The organism is Labrenzia sp. C1B70, assembly GCF_000475395.1.
Lineage (GTDB): Bacteria > Pseudomonadota > Alphaproteobacteria > Rhizobiales > Stappiaceae > Roseibium > Roseibium algicola.
The window spans coordinates 44,750-61,159 of sequence record NZ_AXCE01000062.1 but is presented as its reverse complement, the minus strand read 5'-3'; the positions used below and the strand labels follow the sequence as shown (position 1 = coordinate 61,159).

16 protein-coding genes are annotated in these 16,410 nt (G+C 59.6%); 7 read left to right on the top strand and 9 right to left on the bottom strand.

Translation table 11 applies throughout. From position 1 onward, the window contains the following. The first annotated feature begins 66 nt into the window (after positions 1-66). On the top strand, positions 67-855 hold the full coding sequence (locus Q666_RS61230) for a glycosyltransferase family 2 protein (protein ID WP_023002211.1): 789 nt from the start codon (positions 67-69) through the stop codon (positions 853-855). Positions 856-928: 73 nt separating this feature from the next. Here Q666_RS61230 and Q666_RS61225 read toward each other — a convergent pair whose 3' ends face one another. From Q666_RS61225 to betI, 4 genes are all read right to left on the bottom strand, one after another. Then, on the bottom strand, positions 929-2,212 hold the full coding sequence (locus Q666_RS61225) for an adenylate/guanylate cyclase domain-containing protein (protein ID WP_023002212.1): 1,284 nt from the start codon (positions 2,210-2,212) through the stop codon (positions 929-931). Between the two features lie 306 nt (positions 2,213-2,518). Then, complete coding sequence (gene betB / locus Q666_RS61220; RefSeq protein WP_023002213.1) at positions 2,519-3,982, bottom strand: betaine-aldehyde dehydrogenase; 1,464 nt, start codon at positions 3,980-3,982, stop codon at positions 2,519-2,521. 45 nt (positions 3,983-4,027) lie between these two features. Continuing rightward, positions 4,028-5,686 carry a choline dehydrogenase gene (betA, locus tag Q666_RS61215; RefSeq protein WP_023002214.1) on the bottom strand — a complete coding sequence of 553 codons (1,659 nt, stop codon included), beginning with the start codon at positions 5,684-5,686 and terminating at the stop codon, positions 4,028-4,030. Positions 5,687-5,701: 15 nt separating this feature from the next. Beyond that, positions 5,702-6,304 carry a transcriptional regulator BetI gene (betI, locus tag Q666_RS61210; RefSeq protein ID WP_023002215.1) on the bottom strand — a complete coding sequence of 201 codons (603 nt, stop codon included), beginning with the start codon at positions 6,302-6,304 and terminating at the stop codon, positions 5,702-5,704. A gap of 364 nt (positions 6,305-6,668) precedes the next feature. Between betI and Q666_RS61205 the strand changes: the two genes are divergently transcribed. The 3 genes from Q666_RS61205 (at position 6,669) to choV (ending at position 9,579) form a co-directional block, all read left to right on the top strand. Next, the gene (locus tag Q666_RS61205) at positions 6,669-7,613 is read left to right on the top strand and encodes a choline ABC transporter substrate-binding protein (protein WP_023002216.1); all 945 of its coding nucleotides are present in this window, start codon (positions 6,669-6,671) and stop codon (positions 7,611-7,613) included. 83 nt (positions 7,614-7,696) lie between these two features. Further along, entirely contained in the window at positions 7,697-8,539 is an 843-nt protein-coding gene (gene choW, locus Q666_RS61200; RefSeq protein ID WP_023002217.1) for a choline ABC transporter permease subunit, read from the top strand. Continuing rightward, positions 8,536-9,579: a choline ABC transporter ATP-binding protein gene (gene choV, locus Q666_RS61195; protein ID WP_023002218.1), complete on the top strand. Its 1,044-nt coding sequence runs from the start codon at positions 8,536-8,538 to the stop codon at positions 9,577-9,579. The genes choW and choV overlap by 4 nt, the downstream gene beginning before the upstream one ends. A gap of 290 nt (positions 9,580-9,869) precedes the next feature. Here choV and Q666_RS61190 read toward each other — a convergent pair whose 3' ends face one another. Continuing rightward, entirely contained in the window at positions 9,870-10,082 is a 213-nt protein-coding gene (locus Q666_RS61190; RefSeq protein ID WP_006934329.1) for a cold-shock protein, read from the bottom strand. A gap of 383 nt (positions 10,083-10,465) precedes the next feature. Between Q666_RS61190 and Q666_RS61185 the strand changes: the two genes are divergently transcribed. Continuing rightward, positions 10,466-10,831 (top strand): BA14K family protein, encoded by a 366-nt coding sequence (locus tag Q666_RS61185; RefSeq protein ID WP_023002219.1) that lies wholly within the window; start codon positions 10,466-10,468, stop codon positions 10,829-10,831. 309 nt (positions 10,832-11,140) lie between these two features. Beyond that, on the top strand, positions 11,141-12,031 hold the full coding sequence (locus tag Q666_RS66485; RefSeq protein WP_023002220.1) for a hypothetical protein: 891 nt from the start codon (positions 11,141-11,143) through the stop codon (positions 12,029-12,031). Positions 12,032-12,065: 34 nt separating this feature from the next. On the opposite strand, the gene Q666_RS61175 is transcribed toward Q666_RS66485, so the two are convergent. Continuing rightward, a complete protein-coding gene (locus Q666_RS61175; protein WP_023002221.1) occupies positions 12,066-12,521 on the bottom strand; it encodes a YaiI/YqxD family protein in 456 nt (151 codons plus the stop codon). Next, on the bottom strand, positions 12,518-13,771 hold the full coding sequence (locus Q666_RS61170; RefSeq protein ID WP_023002222.1) for a TIGR03862 family flavoprotein: 1,254 nt from the start codon (positions 13,769-13,771) through the stop codon (positions 12,518-12,520). Before Q666_RS61170 ends, Q666_RS61175 begins: the two co-directional genes overlap by 4 nt. Positions 13,772-13,947: 176 nt before the next feature. Between Q666_RS61170 and Q666_RS61165 the strand changes: the two genes are divergently transcribed. Next, a complete protein-coding gene (locus Q666_RS61165) occupies positions 13,948-15,141 on the top strand; it encodes an HD domain-containing phosphohydrolase (RefSeq protein ID WP_023002223.1) in 1,194 nt (397 codons plus the stop codon). Between the two features lie 117 nt (positions 15,142-15,258). Here the strand turns inward: Q666_RS61165 and Q666_RS61160 are convergent, their stop codons facing one another. Then, positions 15,259-15,474 carry a hemin uptake protein HemP gene (locus Q666_RS61160; RefSeq protein WP_031269825.1) on the bottom strand — a complete coding sequence of 72 codons (216 nt, stop codon included), beginning with the start codon at positions 15,472-15,474 and terminating at the stop codon, positions 15,259-15,261. Positions 15,475-15,899: 425 nt separating this feature from the next. Further along, complete coding sequence (locus tag Q666_RS61155) at positions 15,900-16,364, bottom strand: Rrf2 family transcriptional regulator (protein WP_023002225.1); 465 nt, start codon at positions 16,362-16,364, stop codon at positions 15,900-15,902. Positions 16,365-16,410: the final 46 nt, after the last annotated feature.

Genomic DNA, 16,410 nt, shown 5'->3' with positions numbered 1-16,410 from the left:
GCTCCGGCACGGCTAAATAGTCGCGCCGGAGCATTTCCGGCCGAGCAACCCAACGCCGGACCTTTCATGACCGACCGCCTGCCTCTTTCCGTTTTCATCATCGCCCGTGACGAGGCCGACCGGATCGCCCGACCGATCGAAAGTGTCATTGGCTGGGTGGATGAGGTCATCGTCATCGACAGCGGATCAACGGACGAGACTGTCTCCGTGGCCGAACAACTTGGCGCGCGGGTCATCCGCAACGATTGGCCTGGCTACGGTCCGCAAAAGCGTTTCGGCGAAGATCAGTGCCGCAACGACTGGCTGCTCAATCTGGATGCCGACGAAGAGGTGACGCCGGGCCTCGCCGCGGAAATCAAAACCAAATTCGCAGACGGCAGTTACGCGGATGCTGATGGCTGGCGCATCATGATCCGCGATCTTTACGCCCATGAAACCGCCCCTGCCCCCTGGGCCTACGGGTATCATCAGATCCGCCTCTATGACCGGCGCAAGGGCCGGTTCTCTGCCTCGACGGTTCATGACACGGTCCGGCCCGAGGAAGGTGCGCGCATCTCGAACCTTTCCGGCATCATGGCGCACCGGTCCATCCGGTCACTGGATTTTCAGGTCGGCAAATACAATCGCTATTCCGGCATGCAAGTGGACGACATGCGCGCCCGCGGCCGCAAGCTGCCGAAAAGCCGCCTCCTGACCGAATTCCCGGTGAGCTTCTTCAAGGCCTATTTCGTGCGCAAGTACCGCAAATACGGCTGGTGGGGCTTTATCCTGGCCATGAATTACGCCCACGCCCGCTTCCTGCGCGTCGCCAAGGCCTATGAGGCCGAGTTGCTGGACAGGACCAAAACGGACTGAGGCAAGAGCTGCGCATTACCGTTGTCGCGCCCCCCTCACCGGACCTGCATCGGTCTTGCTGAGCCGTTCCATACTAGGCCGCAAAAATGGCAACCGGTTTGCCGACGCCGCGTAGGGCATGTTCGCCCATGGCATTGAGGCCAGTCTGGAGGTCGCCGGAAAGAGCAGCGCGTACCGGTTCTGTCAGGAGCAAGGCGCGGCCGAGGGGTTTGCACAGGGATTCCACCCGGCTGGTCTCGTTGACGGCGCGTCCGATCACGGTGAAGTCGAGCCGTTCCTCACCACCGACATTGCCGAAGAAGACTTCACCCCGGTGAAGCCCGATACCGATCTTCAGGGGGTGCCAGTGGATCGGGTCGGGAAGATCCTCGGGTGGATTGCGGTTCAGCTCGTCAATGGCTTCCAGTGCAGCCTTGGCGGCCTTCACGGCGGCGTTCGCCGCCGCTGTTTCACCAAATGTCTTCTGATCGAACACGGCCAGAATGCCGTCGCCCATGAACTTCAGGATATCGCCGCCGTGGTTGAGCACGGCATCGGAGATCCTGTCGAAATAGGCGTTGAGGATAGCCGTCACTTCCGGTCCGCTCAGCCTGTCGGCAAGTTGAGTGAAGCCGCGCATGTCGGCCATGAAGACCACTGCCTTGATGGCCTCGCCATCACCGCGCTTGATCTCGCCGTCCAGCACGCGCTGTCCGGCGATCGGCCCGAGATAGGTGTCGGCAACGTTGCGGGCAATCCGCTGAACGATGTGGCGCTCGATGTGCAGCGCCAAAAGGTCGATCAGATTGCGGATCAGGTCTTTTTCCGCCGGAGGGAACCCACCGGGTTTGCGGGTTGCCAAGGTCATGGCATTCCGCTTTTCGTGCGAGGAACTGAGCGGCAGGGCGACATAGGTCGTGTATCCCTGATCGGCAAGTTCGCGCATCAGCGGAGCGGAATTGGCGCCTTCCTCGCTTTCCAGATCGACCTTGATGGTCTGGCCTTCGTTGATGACGTGGAAAAGCGGATTGCGGGTAAAGGCTTCCGATTTGGTGGCGTTGGCATCTGCGGCAACCTCGTCGCAGAAATAGTCCTGACTGTTCCAGACCCAGGAAAAACCGATGACGCGCGGATGCAGGGTACCGATATGCAGCGTTGCCCGGTCGATGGCGAGGCCGGCAGCCTTGCAGCGCCACATGAACTCCTCGAACATCAGCATGACATCATCGATCCGCGTCGCTTCATGCAAGAGCCACGAATTCAGCTGGTCGATGCTGAGTGTCTCCGGCGCACAGGAAGGGCCTCTGCTGGAACGGGCAAGCAGATAGACATGAGGCGCGTATGTGCGCGGGGCTGGGTCAAGAAAGGCTTTGTTCATCGGGGCTCCGTGAAACGCTCTGGCTAATATCTCGGGCGCCGGAGATCAAACTTCAATCGGCAAAAAACCGAATGGTAGGAAATGCCCTCAATTGGCCCAAGGGAAACATCGACCCAAGGGCAACTGGGCATCGAGGACAACCGGCCCAACCCTCGAGACGCCGCTTGCGCGGCTTTTCAGGATAAAGACGCATGTGTTGACAGGTAGCTTGAACGTACCACACACGCCAGCCCTGTCCTGAAGAAGCAGGAAACGTCGCCTCGAAGGTTGGGCCAAGCTGTTCTAGGTGGAACGAGAAGCAGCGCCTTAAAACGCCGCCTCTACACCGCCCATTTCCACGTAAACGCTTTTGGTCTGGCTATAGTACTCGATCGCGGCATGGCCGTTCTCGCGGCCGATGCCCGACTTCTTGTAGCCGCCAAATGGCATTTCGATCGGGGTCAGATTGTAGGTGTTGATCCAGCAGGTGCCGGCCTGCAACTGATCGATCACCCGGTGCGCCCGCTGAATGTCCCTTGTGAAAACGCCCGCGGCAAGGCCGAAGTCGGTGTCGTTGGCGCGGGCGATGACGTCGTCCTCATCGGTGAAGTCGAGCACGCTCAGCACCGGGCCGAAGATTTCCTCGCGGGCAATGCGCATGTCGTCCTTCACGTCGGCAAAGACGGTCGGCTGCACGAAATAGCCGTCCGGGAAGCTGGCGACAGAGGCTGAACCACCGCCGCACACCAGCCGGGCGCCCTCATCCTGACCGATCTGCATGTAGTGGAGCACCTTGTCGAGCTGCTGTTTGGACACCAGCGGACCAATATTGGTTGCCTCGTCCAGCGGATCACCGAGAACGGCCTTGGCGGTGCGTTCGGCGAGCCGTGCCACAAAGGCTTCCTTGATCGCTTCATGAACGAACACGCGCGTCCCGTTGGAGCAGATCTGCCCGGTGGAATAGAAGTTGGCATTGATCGCGGCGGACACCGCGTTTTCAATGTCAGCGTCCTCGAACACGATCAGCGGGGATTTGCCGCCGAGTTCCAGCGTTGTCTTTTTCAGATGCTCACCCGCAAGGGCCGCCACTTTGGCGCCGGTCGGGACAGAGCCGGTTAGCGAAACCTTGGCAATGGCCGGATGAGCGACCAGCTTTGCACCGACATCACCAAAGCCCTGAAGCACGTTGAAGACACCAGCGGGCAGACCGGCCTCGGTAAAGGCCTCCGCCAGTTTCAAGGCGCTCAGCGGGGTGACTTCCGAGGGTTTGAAGATCATGGCATTGCCGCAAACGAGTGCGGGAGCAGACTTCCAGCAGGCGATCTGGATCGGATAGTTCCAGGCGCCGATGCCGAAACAGATGCCGAGCGGTTCGCGCTTGGTGTAGGCGAAGGAGCCGCCCAAATCGATATGTTCGCCGGTAAGCGTTGCGGCCAGACCACCGAAGTATTCCAGGCAGTCGGCGCCGGACGCAGCATCGGCAATCAGGGTTTCCTGCAAGGGCTTGCCGGTGTCGAGCGTTTCCAGAATGGAGAGTTCCCGGTTCTTTTCACGCAGGATCTCGGCCGCCCGGCGCAGCACCCGGCCGCGTTCGGCTGCTGGTGTTGCCGCCCAGACCTTCTGACCTTCCTGGGCAGAACGGATTGCCGCCTCGATCACGGCATCGTCGGCCGCGCGGATCTGCGCGATGACTTCACCGGTTGCGGGGTACAGCGAGTCAAAGGGAGTGCCGCTCTGGCTCTCGACATATGAGCCGCCGACATAGTGGGACGCTTGCGGTTGGGCGCGCATGGGTTGGCTCCTTGGTCTGTGTGTCTGCCGTTGGACTGCCGGGGATCATCGCTGGCTGGATTGCCAGTCCGGGTGGATCCACGGTTCCTGGTTGGCCGCGGGCAGCGGGGTCTTGCCGAGAATATGGTCCGACGCCTTCTCCCCGACCATAATCGAGGGGGCATTCAGATTGCCATTGGTGATTTGCGGAAAGATGGAACTGTCGGCAACACGAAGCCCGTCAACGCCGATCACCCGGCATTCAGGGTCGACCACGGCCATGGCATCATCCTTCGCCCCCATCCGGCAAGTGCCGCATGGGTGATAGGCGCTTTCCACGTGTTCGCGGATGAAGCCGTTCAGGTCCTCGTCGCTCTGCACACTGTCTCCCGGCTGGATCTCCTTGCCGCGATAGGGGGCAAACGCCTCCTGGCCGAAGATCTCGCGGGTCAGGCGGATACAGGTGCGGAAGTCTTCCCAGTCGTCTTCGTGGGACATGTAGTTGAACAGGATCGACGGCTTGGCCTTCGGATCGCTGGAGGTCAGCTTGATACGGCCGCGCGATTTGGAGCGCATTGGTCCGACATGGGCCTGGAAGCCATGACCTTCGGCTGCTGCCTGTCCGTCGTAACGCACGGCGAAAGGCAGGAAGTGATACTGGATATCAGGATATTTCACGCCCGCCTTGGAGCGAATGAAAGCGCAGCTTTCGAACTGGTTCGATGCACCGAGACCCTGCTTCAGGAACAGCCACTGGGCCCCGATCACCGCTTTGGAGAACAGGTTCCAGTGCTTGTAGAGCGTGATGGGCTGGGTGCAGGCCTGCTGAAGATATAGCTCCAGATGATCCTGCAGGTTGGCACCGACGCCCGGCCGGTCGGCCACGACGTCAATTCCCATTTCGGCAAGATGCGCCGCCGGGCCGATGCCGGACTGCATCAGGATCTTCGGCGAATTGATGGAAGACGCCGACAGGATCACTTCGCGGGCAGCTTTTGCCTCGCGGACCTCGCCGCCGGTTTCGAATTCCACACCGACCGCGCGCTTGTCCTCGATCAGGATCCGGCGCACGAGAGCCCCCTTGATCAGGGTCAGGTTACCGCGCTTCAGTGCCGGCTTCAGGTAGGCGTTTGCGGCAGACCAGCGACGGCCCCGATGGACCGTCATTTCCATGTCGCCGAAGCCTTCCTGACGCTCGCCATTGTAGTCGGCGGTCACGCCATAGCCCGCCTGCTCGCCGGCTGTCTTGAAGGCGTCGAACAGCGGGTTCCACTTCGTTCCGCGCTGGACATGCAGCGGGCCGTTGGTGCCGCGCCAGCCGTCCTGGCCGCCATGGCTATGCTCCTGGCGCTTGTAGTACGGCAGCACATGGCGATATCCCCAGCCGCTCGCACCCATCTCTTCCCAGGTGTCGAAATCACAGGCATGGCCACGCACATAAACCATGCCGTTGATGGAGGATGATCCACCGATCACCTTACCACGCGGTGTGGCCAGGCGCCGGCCCTCCAGATGCGGTTCCGGTTCGCTGGTGTACCCCCAGTCATACAGCGGCATGTTCATCGGGTAGGACAGGGCAGCCGGCATCTGGATCAGCGGACCGACATCGGTGCCGCCGAATTCCAGCACAAGCACCCTGTTGCTCGGGTCTTCCGACAGGCGGTAGGCCATCGCACAGCCGGCGGATCCGGCTCCGACGATGATGAAGTCGAACTGGTCGCTCATGTTGATCCTAGCTGCTCAATTCTTGGTATTGCGCGCCAGGTGGACGGCAATCTGGGTTTCCACATAGTCCTCGACCAGCTCGATCGCGGCCGGCCGGTCGGTCTTGCCGTCGCGCAGGGCTTGCCGGATCCAGACGCCGTCAATCATCGACGCCGTGCCTTCGGCAATCCGGCGTGCTTCGTCCTGAGGCATGAAGGCCCTCAGGTTGTGGGTCAGGTTCGAGGCAAGCCTTGCCGAATAGATATTCAAAAGACGATTGTTGCTGTCGGTGGTACGCGACTGAACGTAGAAGGCGAGCCAGGCCGCGATCACGGCGGGCTGAAACTGGTCGACTGCAAAGTTGCCGGCAATGATTGCCGAAATACGCTCGCGCGGGGTCTCCGCCTTTTCCAGGCTCTCGCGGATCGCCCGGCCGAGTTCGGTCAGGAGATGGCGCATGGTTGCGGCAAGCAACTGGTCCTTGGAGCCGAAATAGTGATGCACAAGACCGCCGGAAACGCCTGCGCGCTTTGCGATCTGCGCCATGGTCACGTCGCTGTAGCCGCGTTCGTGTATGGCATCGACCGTCGCGTCAATCAGACTGCGCCGCCGTTCCGCTTCCATTCCGACCTTGGGCATTTCAACCTCCGACACAGGGCGAGAGAAGAATTCGGTTCAGCGTTTCTGGCGATGATCAGACGGCGGCACATCCGGACAAGAACAAGTCCGGTTACCGATCGTCACGATCATGGTGCAGCAGCGTCAAGGAGAAGGAAAAGCCATCCCAAGAGCCTCTGAATGCGCCTTGCCGCGTTCGTCTCACATCCAAGTTTTATTTTTAATTGATCAGTCAATCAATGAAAACTTGCAATTTTTTCCCGTGGATGTTTGGATCTAGGTTAGGCAGGCTGTGGGCAGAGGAAACTGAGGGCGTTAGAACCACACTGACACCCCATGCCCTGCAGAAAAACAAGAAAACAGACTTTCCATAGGAGGTATACATATGAAAGTAGCAGCGAAACTCGCTGGAGGCCTGGCGCTCGGGCTGATGCTCACGGGAACCGCCCTGGCAAACGATCCGGAAAGCTGCCAGACGGTTCGCTTCTCCGACGTCGGCTGGACTGACATCACGGCAACCACCGCCGCAACCTCGGTCGTCCTGGAAGCGCTCGGCTACAAGCCGGAAGTCAAAATCCTGTCCGTTCCGGTGACCTATGCGTCGCTGAAGAACAAGGACATCGACATCTTCCTCGGCAACTGGATGCCGACCATGGAAGGTGACATCAAGGCCTATCGCGAAGACGGCTCCGTGGAAACGGTCCGGGCCAACCTGGAAGGCGCGAAGTACACGCTTGCCGTTCCGGAATACACCTACGAAAAAGGCCTGAAGAGCTTCCAGGACATCGCCAAGTTCAAGGACGATCTCGACGGCAAGATCTACGGCATCGAGCCGGGCAATGACGGCAACCGCCTGATCATCGGCATGATCGATGAAAACCTCTTCGAACTGGAAGGCTTCGAAGTGGTGGAGTCCTCCGAGCAGGGCATGCTTGCGCAGGTCGCCCGTGCAAACCGCCGCGAGGCGGACATCGTCTTCCTCGGCTGGGAACCGCACCCGATGAACGCCAATTTCAAGATGAAGTATCTTGAAGGCGGCGACGACATTTTCGGCCCGAACTATGGCGGAGCCACCGTCTACACCAACGTGCGTGCCGGCTATGTCAAGGAATGCCCGAACGTCGGCAAGCTGCTTGAAAACCTGGAATTCTCGCTGCCCATGGAAAACGAGATCATGGGTGCCATCCTGATCGAGGGTGAGGATCCCAACAAGGCGGCAGCCGCTTGGTTGAAGGAGCATCCGGCAACCTTCGAAAACTGGCTCGTCGGCGTGAAGACTTTTGATGGCGGCGACAGTTTCGCGGCCGTCAAAGGGGCTCTCGGTCTCTGATCGCTGACCAAAATCTGGCGCCGGTGCGGGTCTCCTGCCCGGCGCCACTGGTTTTCCAAGAACAATAATACCGGAGCAGTGGCGTGGACTGGCTCACAGAACACAAGCTGCCGATCGGGCCGTGGGCGCGCACCTTGGTCGATTGGCTTACCGACAACGCCTATTGGGTGTTTGACGGAATCTCGGCAATTCTCGAAACGCTGATAGACGGAATCCTCTGGTTGCTGCAGACGCCGCATCCATTGGTCATCGTTGTTGTCGCCGTCGCCATCGGCTACCTGGTCCACAGGACCATATCCTTTGCGGCTTTCGTGGCAATTTCCCTGCTGCTGATTATCAACCAGGGCTACTGGGAAGAAACGACGGAAACCCTGGCGCTGGTGGTTGCCGCGTCCGTGGTCTGTATGTTGGTCGGCGTGCCTGTCGGTGTGCTGGCCGCGCATCGCCCCCGGTTCTACGCCGCACTTCGTCCCGTGCTGGACCTGATGCAAACCATCCCGACCTTCGTTTACCTGATCCCGGCACTGATCCTATTCGGTCTCGGCATGGTGCCCGGTCTCATCGCGACGGTCATCTTTGCCATTCCCGCTCCGATCCGTTTGACGCAGCTCGGCGTTTCCTCGACGCCGACCGCGCTGATCGAAGCCGGAAAGGCCTTTGGAGCAACCAAATCGCAGCTGCTCTGGAAAATCGAGCTGCCCTACGCCCTGCCACAGATCATGGCTGGCCTGACGCAGACGATCATGCTGTCGCTGTCGATGGTCGTGATTGCCGCCCTTGTCGGTGCGGACGGCCTCGGCGTGCCGACGTTGCGCGCCCTGAACACGGTGAATATCGCCCAAGGTTTCGAAGTTGGTGTCTGTATCGTCCTGATCGCCATCGTGCTTGACCGCTTCTTCCGCGCCGAAGAGGGAGGCAAACGATGAGCGAGACCAACAAATCGGCCGTCGTTTCCTTCAAGGACGTCGACATCGTTTTCGGCGAAAAGCCTCACACGGCTCTGCCCATGATCGATGCCGGCAAGACCCGGCAGGAAATCCAGGCAGAAACCGGCCAGATCCTCGGTGTCGCCGGTGCGACCTTCGACATCTACGAAGGCGAAGTCATCGTGCTGATGGGGCTTTCCGGCTCCGGCAAGTCGACGCTGCTCCGGGCCGTCAACGGTCTTAACCCGGTCATCCGGGGTGAAGTGCAGGTTCATGACGGCAAGCGTTACGTCAATCCGGAAACCTGCTCTGAAAACGATCTGAGGGAATTGCGCCGGCACCGGATCGGCATGGTGTTCCAGCAGTTCGGTCTTCTGCCCTGGCGTACGGTGGCCGAAAACGTCGGCTTTGGCCTGGAGCTTGCCGGCATGCCCGCAAAGGAGCGAGCCGCAAAGGTCGAGGCGCAGCTCAAGCTGGTTGGCCTGAACGGCTGGGGCGAAAAGCACGTACACGAGCTATCGGGCGGCATGCAGCAGCGTGTTGGCCTCGCTCGCGCCTTTGCGACCGACGCGCCGCTTCTGCTGATGGACGAACCGTTCTCGGCTCTCGACCCGCTCATCCGCGACAAGCTGCAGGACGAGTTGCTCGACCTGCAGAAGGAACTCAACCGGACCATCATCTTCGTCAGCCACGATCTCGATGAAGCCGCCAAGATCGGCTCGCGCATCGCAATCATGGAAGGAGGACGGGTGATCCAGCTGGGTACGTCGCAGGAAATCGTCAAGTCGCCGGCAACCGACTATGTGGCTGAATTCGTCAGCCACATGAACCCGCTGAACGTGCTGCGCGCGCGCGACATCATGGTGCCTCCGGGCAGCTTGCCGGGCTCGCTCGCCAGCGCCCTGACCTGCGATGCCGACGCTTCGGTGCGTGAAGTCGCCCAGCTGAAAAAGTCCAGCAAGGATCCGGTCGTCGTGAAAGCAAGCGGCTCCATCGTCGGTGTCATTGGCGAGAAGGAACTGCTGGACTGCATGGCGTAAGGCGTGTGGCGACCTGGAGTTTTTCCGCACATTGAGCCTCATCCTGAGGAGGACCGCCAGGTCCGTCTCGAAGGATGGGCCACTTGTTCAAGAGGTTGCCGCCCATCCCTCGAGACAGCGCTCTTGCGCTTCCTCAGGATGAGGATGAACAAATCGGCCGCGCTGAGTGGGTGAAGATACGAGGCTTGGTTTCATCCTCAAAAACAAACAAAAAACGGGACCTTTCGGTCCCGTTTTTCGTTGTTCAATCCGCGCCAGCCGTCCCCGGACGGAGGCTGCAGCCTGAAACCTTAGAGCAGCTCGAGCTGAGCAGCCTGCTTGCCGCGACCGCGACGGTCGTCTTCAGCAACGAAGGAGATCTTCGCGCCTTCGACAGGCGTTCCGATACCGGCCTGCTCGAATGCGGTGATGTGGACGAAAACGTCCTTGGAACCGTTTTCCGGAGTGATGAAGCCAAAGCCACGGTCATGGTTGAAGAATTTAATGGTGCCGTTCTCGCGCATGGAGAAACCTTTCCGCTGGTTGGATGCGCCATCCCGTTTCCGGCAGGCGCGGATAAACGAGAAGTCAACAAGAAACGGAAAGCTTGGAAATTCAGAGCAGCGCTTGATGGAGCCCTGCCGAAGTCAGTCTCACCGGGTCTTTCGTCAGTCCCGTACGGCACAACGCGTACCGATGGAGAATAATGTAGGTCTAGGTGGCGCTTACGGCAAGCGAAAGATTTTTGCAGTGGTCAAACCGAGGCCACAAAGCCGATAAATCCTGTTCCGGTTACAAAGTGACAGCTTGTGACACCAGTCACAGAGCCCGACCGGGGGGCGGGTTAGTTTCGTCTCATGAGTTGAGGCGGACAGCAGGGCCTCACGACACTGGAAGGGACACCGTCATGTTCAAGAAGTTTGCAGTTACCGCCTCTGCGCTGGCTCTTGTTGCCGGCGTCACACTGACCTCTCAGGCCACACCCGCACATGCCGCCAAGGGCTGGCAGGTCGGTGTCGGCGTCGCCAGCGGCCTTGCCGCCGGCGCGATCCTCGGGTCAGCACTTTCCCAGCCGCGTTATGTCGCTCCGCCCCCGGCCTACTATCCGGCTCCGCCAGCCTACTATCCGGCACCGGCTCCGGCCCCGGTCATCTACCGTCCGGCTCCGTGGAGCCCCGCCTGGTACAACTACTGCAGCCGCAAGTATCGTTCGTTCAATCCGAACACCGGCTACTTCCTGTCCTATTCCGGACAGTACCGCTTCTGCCAGTAAGGCAGTTTCCAACTTCGCCGGGCCATAACCGGCCTGAAAAGGCCACCGGCCACTCCCTGCAAGGGTTTCCTCCCCTCCTTGCAGGGAGTTTTTTGTTTGAATACGATCAATAACTAGAATCCTTATTTGCTGGAACGCCGACCCTCTGAAAGAATTGGTCAGAATTGAGCGTTTTACATCACCTTAAATTGCAATTACTTGTGCTTTGTAAGTCTTCTCCATCTTCCTAGAACGGAGAAATACCTTCCGATCATCCAGATGTCCTCGGCGCTTCCGCTACATCTCTTCCGATCGGGCTGGGGGAACCACATGATTGCAAAATACCTTGGTGTGCTGCTGCCGCTCACTGCGCTGTGCATGACGATTACGCCCGCAAACTCACAACAAACGCTACCTGCCGTAGACGGGATCAGCGGCAAGATGTCCGTCAATGGCGGCAGTTCCGACGGAAGCGCGGTTGGAGGTGTGGAAGGCGCAATCACGATGCCGCTTGGACACAGATTCGGCCTGCAGCTTGATGCCGGTGTCGGTGGCTACGATGAACCCTTTGCAGGACAATCCGCCTATTACGGCGCCGGGGCACATCTGTTCTGGCGAGATCCGTCAACCGGCATGATCGGCCTTGAAGGTTCGTATTCCCATCTCGACGCTTACCAGGGTGTCGACGTGTTTTCCGCTGGCATCGAGGCCGAGCGATACTGGGGTCCAATCACACTCGGGGGCGTCGTCGGGGTGACCGATGGCAGCCGCGCGATCGAAACCAACGGACGCAGTCAATTCAGATATGATCTCGATGCCACGTTCGTGGCCGGCTCGAAACTCACCTGGTATCCTGACGAGAACCTGGCTCTGTCTGTGTCTGGCAGGGTGTCGGGTGGTGATGCATCCGGGGGGCTCGGCGTCGAATGGGCACCTCTACGTGATACGCAGCTTCAACCCAGCCTGTTTGCACGCGCGGCCCTGCGCGAAGGCGGCGAAGCCTACGCACTTGCAGGCGTCAGCATCTATTTCGGCGGCAAGTCCAAGTCCCTTATCCGTCGCCACCGGGAGGATGATCCCCCGATCGCTAATGTGATGACACTGGGAGGTCTCGGTTTTTCCCTGGGTGCGATCATGAAGTTCAAACAGCACAAGGACAATCCGACACAGCAACCTAACGGGACGCCTCCGTCTCTGCAAATACTTAGTTTACCTCAATAGGGCCTCCGGCAAGCAAAAACCGGCACGGCCGGCATCAGGTCAACATTCGCTTTGCCGCGCGCATGGTGGTCTCAAGCTGGTTCAGAAAGCGCGATCTGTCGGCCTTCGTGAAGCCAGGCCCGCTTTCGCGGATCTCCCCGATTTCACGAAGATGCGTGTTAAGATCCCGCATGGCAAGGCGCATGCCGATGGCATCCTCGCGAAACGGCTTGCCTGTCGGACCGATGACAAGAGCGCCCGCCTTCACACAGCGTGCCGCGAGCGGCACATCGGCGGTCACCACCACATCACCCGCCACTGCACGTTCCGCGATCCAGTTGTCGGCTTCGTCCGGCCCTTCAGGAACGACAACCCGCTCGATCAGATCGCCTTCGGGAAGCCGCATCCAGCTGTTGGAAACGAACTTGATCTCAACATTGTGGCGCTCGCCCACGCGAACGGCTTCGTCCTTGACCGGACAGGCATCGGCGTCGATGTAGAGCACGGTCATGTTGTTTGCTCTCCTTTCGAGCTTTGGAGAAAGGCCGCGATGCCGGTTGCTGCCCGGGCACCTGTCGCAAAACACGCCTGCAGCAAATAGCCGCCTGTCGGCGCTTCCCAGTCCAGCATTTCACCCGCGGCAAAGATGCCCGGCATCTTCTTGAGCATCATGCCTTCGTCCAGTTCGTCCAGCGCGATGCCTCCGGCGGAAGAGATCGCCCGGTCGATGGAATAGGGCGCGTCCAGAACAACGGGAACGGCCTTGATGCAGCGCGCGAGGCTTTCCGGATCGGAAGGGACATCGCCGGCTTCGCGCAGCAGCGCCATTTCAACGGGGCTCAGCCGAAGGACCTTCTTGAGAAACGTGGCTGCAGACTGCTTGCCTCGGGGTCTTGAGAGTTTCGCTGCCAGCTCGTCAACTCCGGCCTGCGGCCGCAGATCGATGTGCAGTGTCGCCGAACCGGTTTCGTTGATTGTTTCGCGCAGTTCGGCGGACAAGGCGTAGACGGCACCACCTTCAAGGCCCTGAGCCGTCAAGACCGCCTCCCCCTGCACCCTTTTCCCGCCATGGGACAGGGCTATACGTTTGAGCGGCGTACCGGCAAACCGCTCTTTCAGGAAATCGCTCCAGCCGGTCTGAAAGCCGCAATTTGCCGGCTGGAACCGGTTGATGCGAACACCGCGTTCTTCCAGCATCGGCACCCACGCGGCGTTGGAACCGAGCTTCGGCCAGCTTGCACCACCCATGGTCAGAAGGCAGGCACGTGCGGTGAGGGATTGCAGGGCGCCTTCACCTGCAGTGTCTTCGGCGGCAGTTTCATCCCGTGTCCTGAGTTGAAGCGGTCCGTCTCCTTCAATGGCACAAAGTGCGTGCCGGGTCAGGAGGCGGACGCCATTGGCATCCAGCCGGCGCAGCCAAGCTCGCAGCAAGGGGGAGGCCTTCATGGATTTCGGGAAGACACGTCCGCTACTGCCGACAAAGGTTTCTTCGCCAAGGTCTTCGCACCAGCGCCGCAGCGTTTCGGGCGGAAATTCCTGGATCAAGGGCGCCAAAAAGGGTTCGGCCTGCCGGTAGCGCGCGAGGAACGCGGTCAGGTCTTCGCTGTGGGTCAGGTTCAGGCCGCCGCGGCCAGCCATCAGGAACTTGCGCGCGGGCGAAGGCATGCGGTCGATAACCACAACGCTATACCCGTTTTCGGACAGGCGCTCCGCGGCAAAGAGACCGGCCGGACCGGCACCGGCAATCAGGACGTCGAACATGCGGCCTTATAGTTCAAGGCGGGCTGCAAAGACCACCATCGATTTTCATCAGAGCCGGTGTTGGTATGTCGAGAATTATTGCAAGTATTTGTTATCAGTCTCATGAGAATATCATCCAGGGGGTGTACCTGCGGAAGTTTTCCCGGCGGGTCTGCTTCCTGTGAAAGGAGCCGTGAATGGAAAAAGGCACGGACCTGGTAGTCGTTGCCGATCCGGACAAGGACGTTCAGGCAGGCTTTGAACGCCTGTTCGGCAGTCACATGAGGGTTGCCTGCTTTTCCGAAACGGAAGCTGCATTGCAGTTTCTGAAGCAGAACCATGGCACAGCCGTCATTTTTTCCTGTTTCAATCTGCCGGGCCGTGGCGGAACGGCCTTTCTGCGAGCAGCGGAGACCATTGCGCCTCAAGCCGCGCGGGTCATGCTGACCCGGGAAACCTCGGCAGATGCGATCAAGAAGACGCTCAATGAGGCCCATGCCTTCATGTATCTGGAAAAGCCCTGTCAATCGACAGATCTGGCCAGCGCCATGGAAACAGCTCTTTCCCATCATTTTCAGCTCGCCAAGGACCGCGCGCTGCTGGAGCGGACACTTGCCGGATCCGTCAAGTTGTTGATCGACATGCTGGCGCTCTTCCACCCGGAAGCGTTCCGGCGCACGAGTACGGTTCGCAAACAGGCCCTGCGGCTGGCCAAACGCCTGGGCATGAAGAAAACCTGGGAACTGGAAATGTCGGTGATGTTGTCACCGCTTGGCGAGGCGTTGCTGCCCAAACAGATCCTGGCTCGCTACCGGGCCGCACGCGGCCTGACCGAGCAGGAGCGGAATATCCTGGATCGGGCACCGGACCAGACCCGGGATCTTTTGAAGAACATACCGCAACTGGAGAAAGTCTCCGAATACCTGTTTCTATCCGGCCGCGGTTTCGACGGCTCGGGTTTCCCCAAGGACGGGCCGACGGGCAAGGAAATCCCGATGATTGCCCGGATCCTCAAACTCTTGACGGATCTGTGGTACGCAAGCCCGGAAAGCGGACCGGATGCAGCGGCCTTCGAGGCGCTTACCATCAACAAGCGCAAATATGATCCGATGCTGCTGGAGCTGGCCAAGGAAACGCTGATGGACGACGTGCCGGAGGAGCGCAAGAAACTTGTTGCCGAATGCTACATCCGTTCTCTGCGGCCGGGTGATGTGCTGATTGACGACGCCTTGACCGAAACCGGTCACGAACTGGTTCTGTCCCGCGGCCATATGCTGACACCCACCACCATCCGCCGGCTGGAACATTTCCACCAGGCCGCAGGCGTGCGCCAACCCATCCGCGTCGAACGCCATTCGGCACCCGAAGAAGCTCTGATCGATACGGCTTGAAGGTGGAGAACGAAAGGCTGTGGTGAGAGCGCCCGGGCATATCGCAGTCTATAGAGAGGGCGTTCCCTTTGCCGCACCCCTTCCCCGCAAAAGGGAAGGGATGTCAGCCCGGCAATATCATTTCGTCAGGATCAGCTTGCCCTGTTTGGTGATCGACAGACGGTAGGTTTCGTCGTTGTGGCGGATCTGGATCTGGCGCTGGCCGCTGAACAGGTCGCGCGTGTCGAGCTCCGATTTATGCTCACGCGGCGGTGTTGCCGCAAAGGCGCGCGTAGCGCGGCTGCTGGAACCCAGGGAGAGGCGGTGCTTCTGGCTGTTGGCGGTCGGTGTCATTGCGCGCAATCGGTCCTTGGCCTTTGTGTTGCTCCTGAAACTGTTCAAAAAATCAGTTTCTTAGCGGAGCGGTGGGACATCGGAATCAAAAGATGAGTTTCAAACTCAACTTTATACTTGACACTCATACTCAAGTTTTCCTATCAAGGCAATGCCTGATCGAAACGGAACCGGAAATCGCGTCCTCTGGTTTCGGATTAGACAGGACCTCCGGGCAACCGGAGTGACAAATGCCAGGCCAGCCAACCGCCCTCTCCTCTCCCTCAGCGGCAAGCCAGCCCGGCCTTTTCTTTGAGAGCGCCCGCGCAAGTCGCGTGGCATGCCTTTCCTTTTCCCGACCAATCGTCACATGTTCGAGACATACGAAACGAAAAAGGCGCCGACCGGATGGTGGCGCCTTCGAAACTTTTTATGTCGACAAAACCTTACGCGTTGGCCGCGATCGGAGCCTTGGTCATTTCGATCTTCAGGAGATCGCGCATGCCGAAGCGGTCTTCCGAAAGGTCGGCAATCGACTTGCCGTCCAGAACTTCCATGAACGCCTCGAGCGCTTCATGCAGCAGGCCATTGAAGCCGCAGGACATGATGAGCGGGCAATCCTTGCGGCCACTGTCGAAACATTCGGCAAGAAGGAAGCTTTCCTCGGCGGCGCGGACAACTTCGCCAACCGAAATACTCTCTGCCGGACGCGCCAGCATGACCCCGCCGTTCCGGCCACGAATGGTCTTGATCAGATTTGCATCGACCAGAACCTTCATGATCTTGAACAGGTGGGTTTCGGACATGTCGAAGCTGGCCGCGATATCAGCGACCTTGCTTGGTTTGTCCGGGTTGACGGCGCAGTACATCAGCGCGCGCACGGCATAGTTTGTCTGTTGTGTCAAACGCATGCCATAGATATGAGGTGCGCGATCTGAAAGGTCAATTCAAAATTTG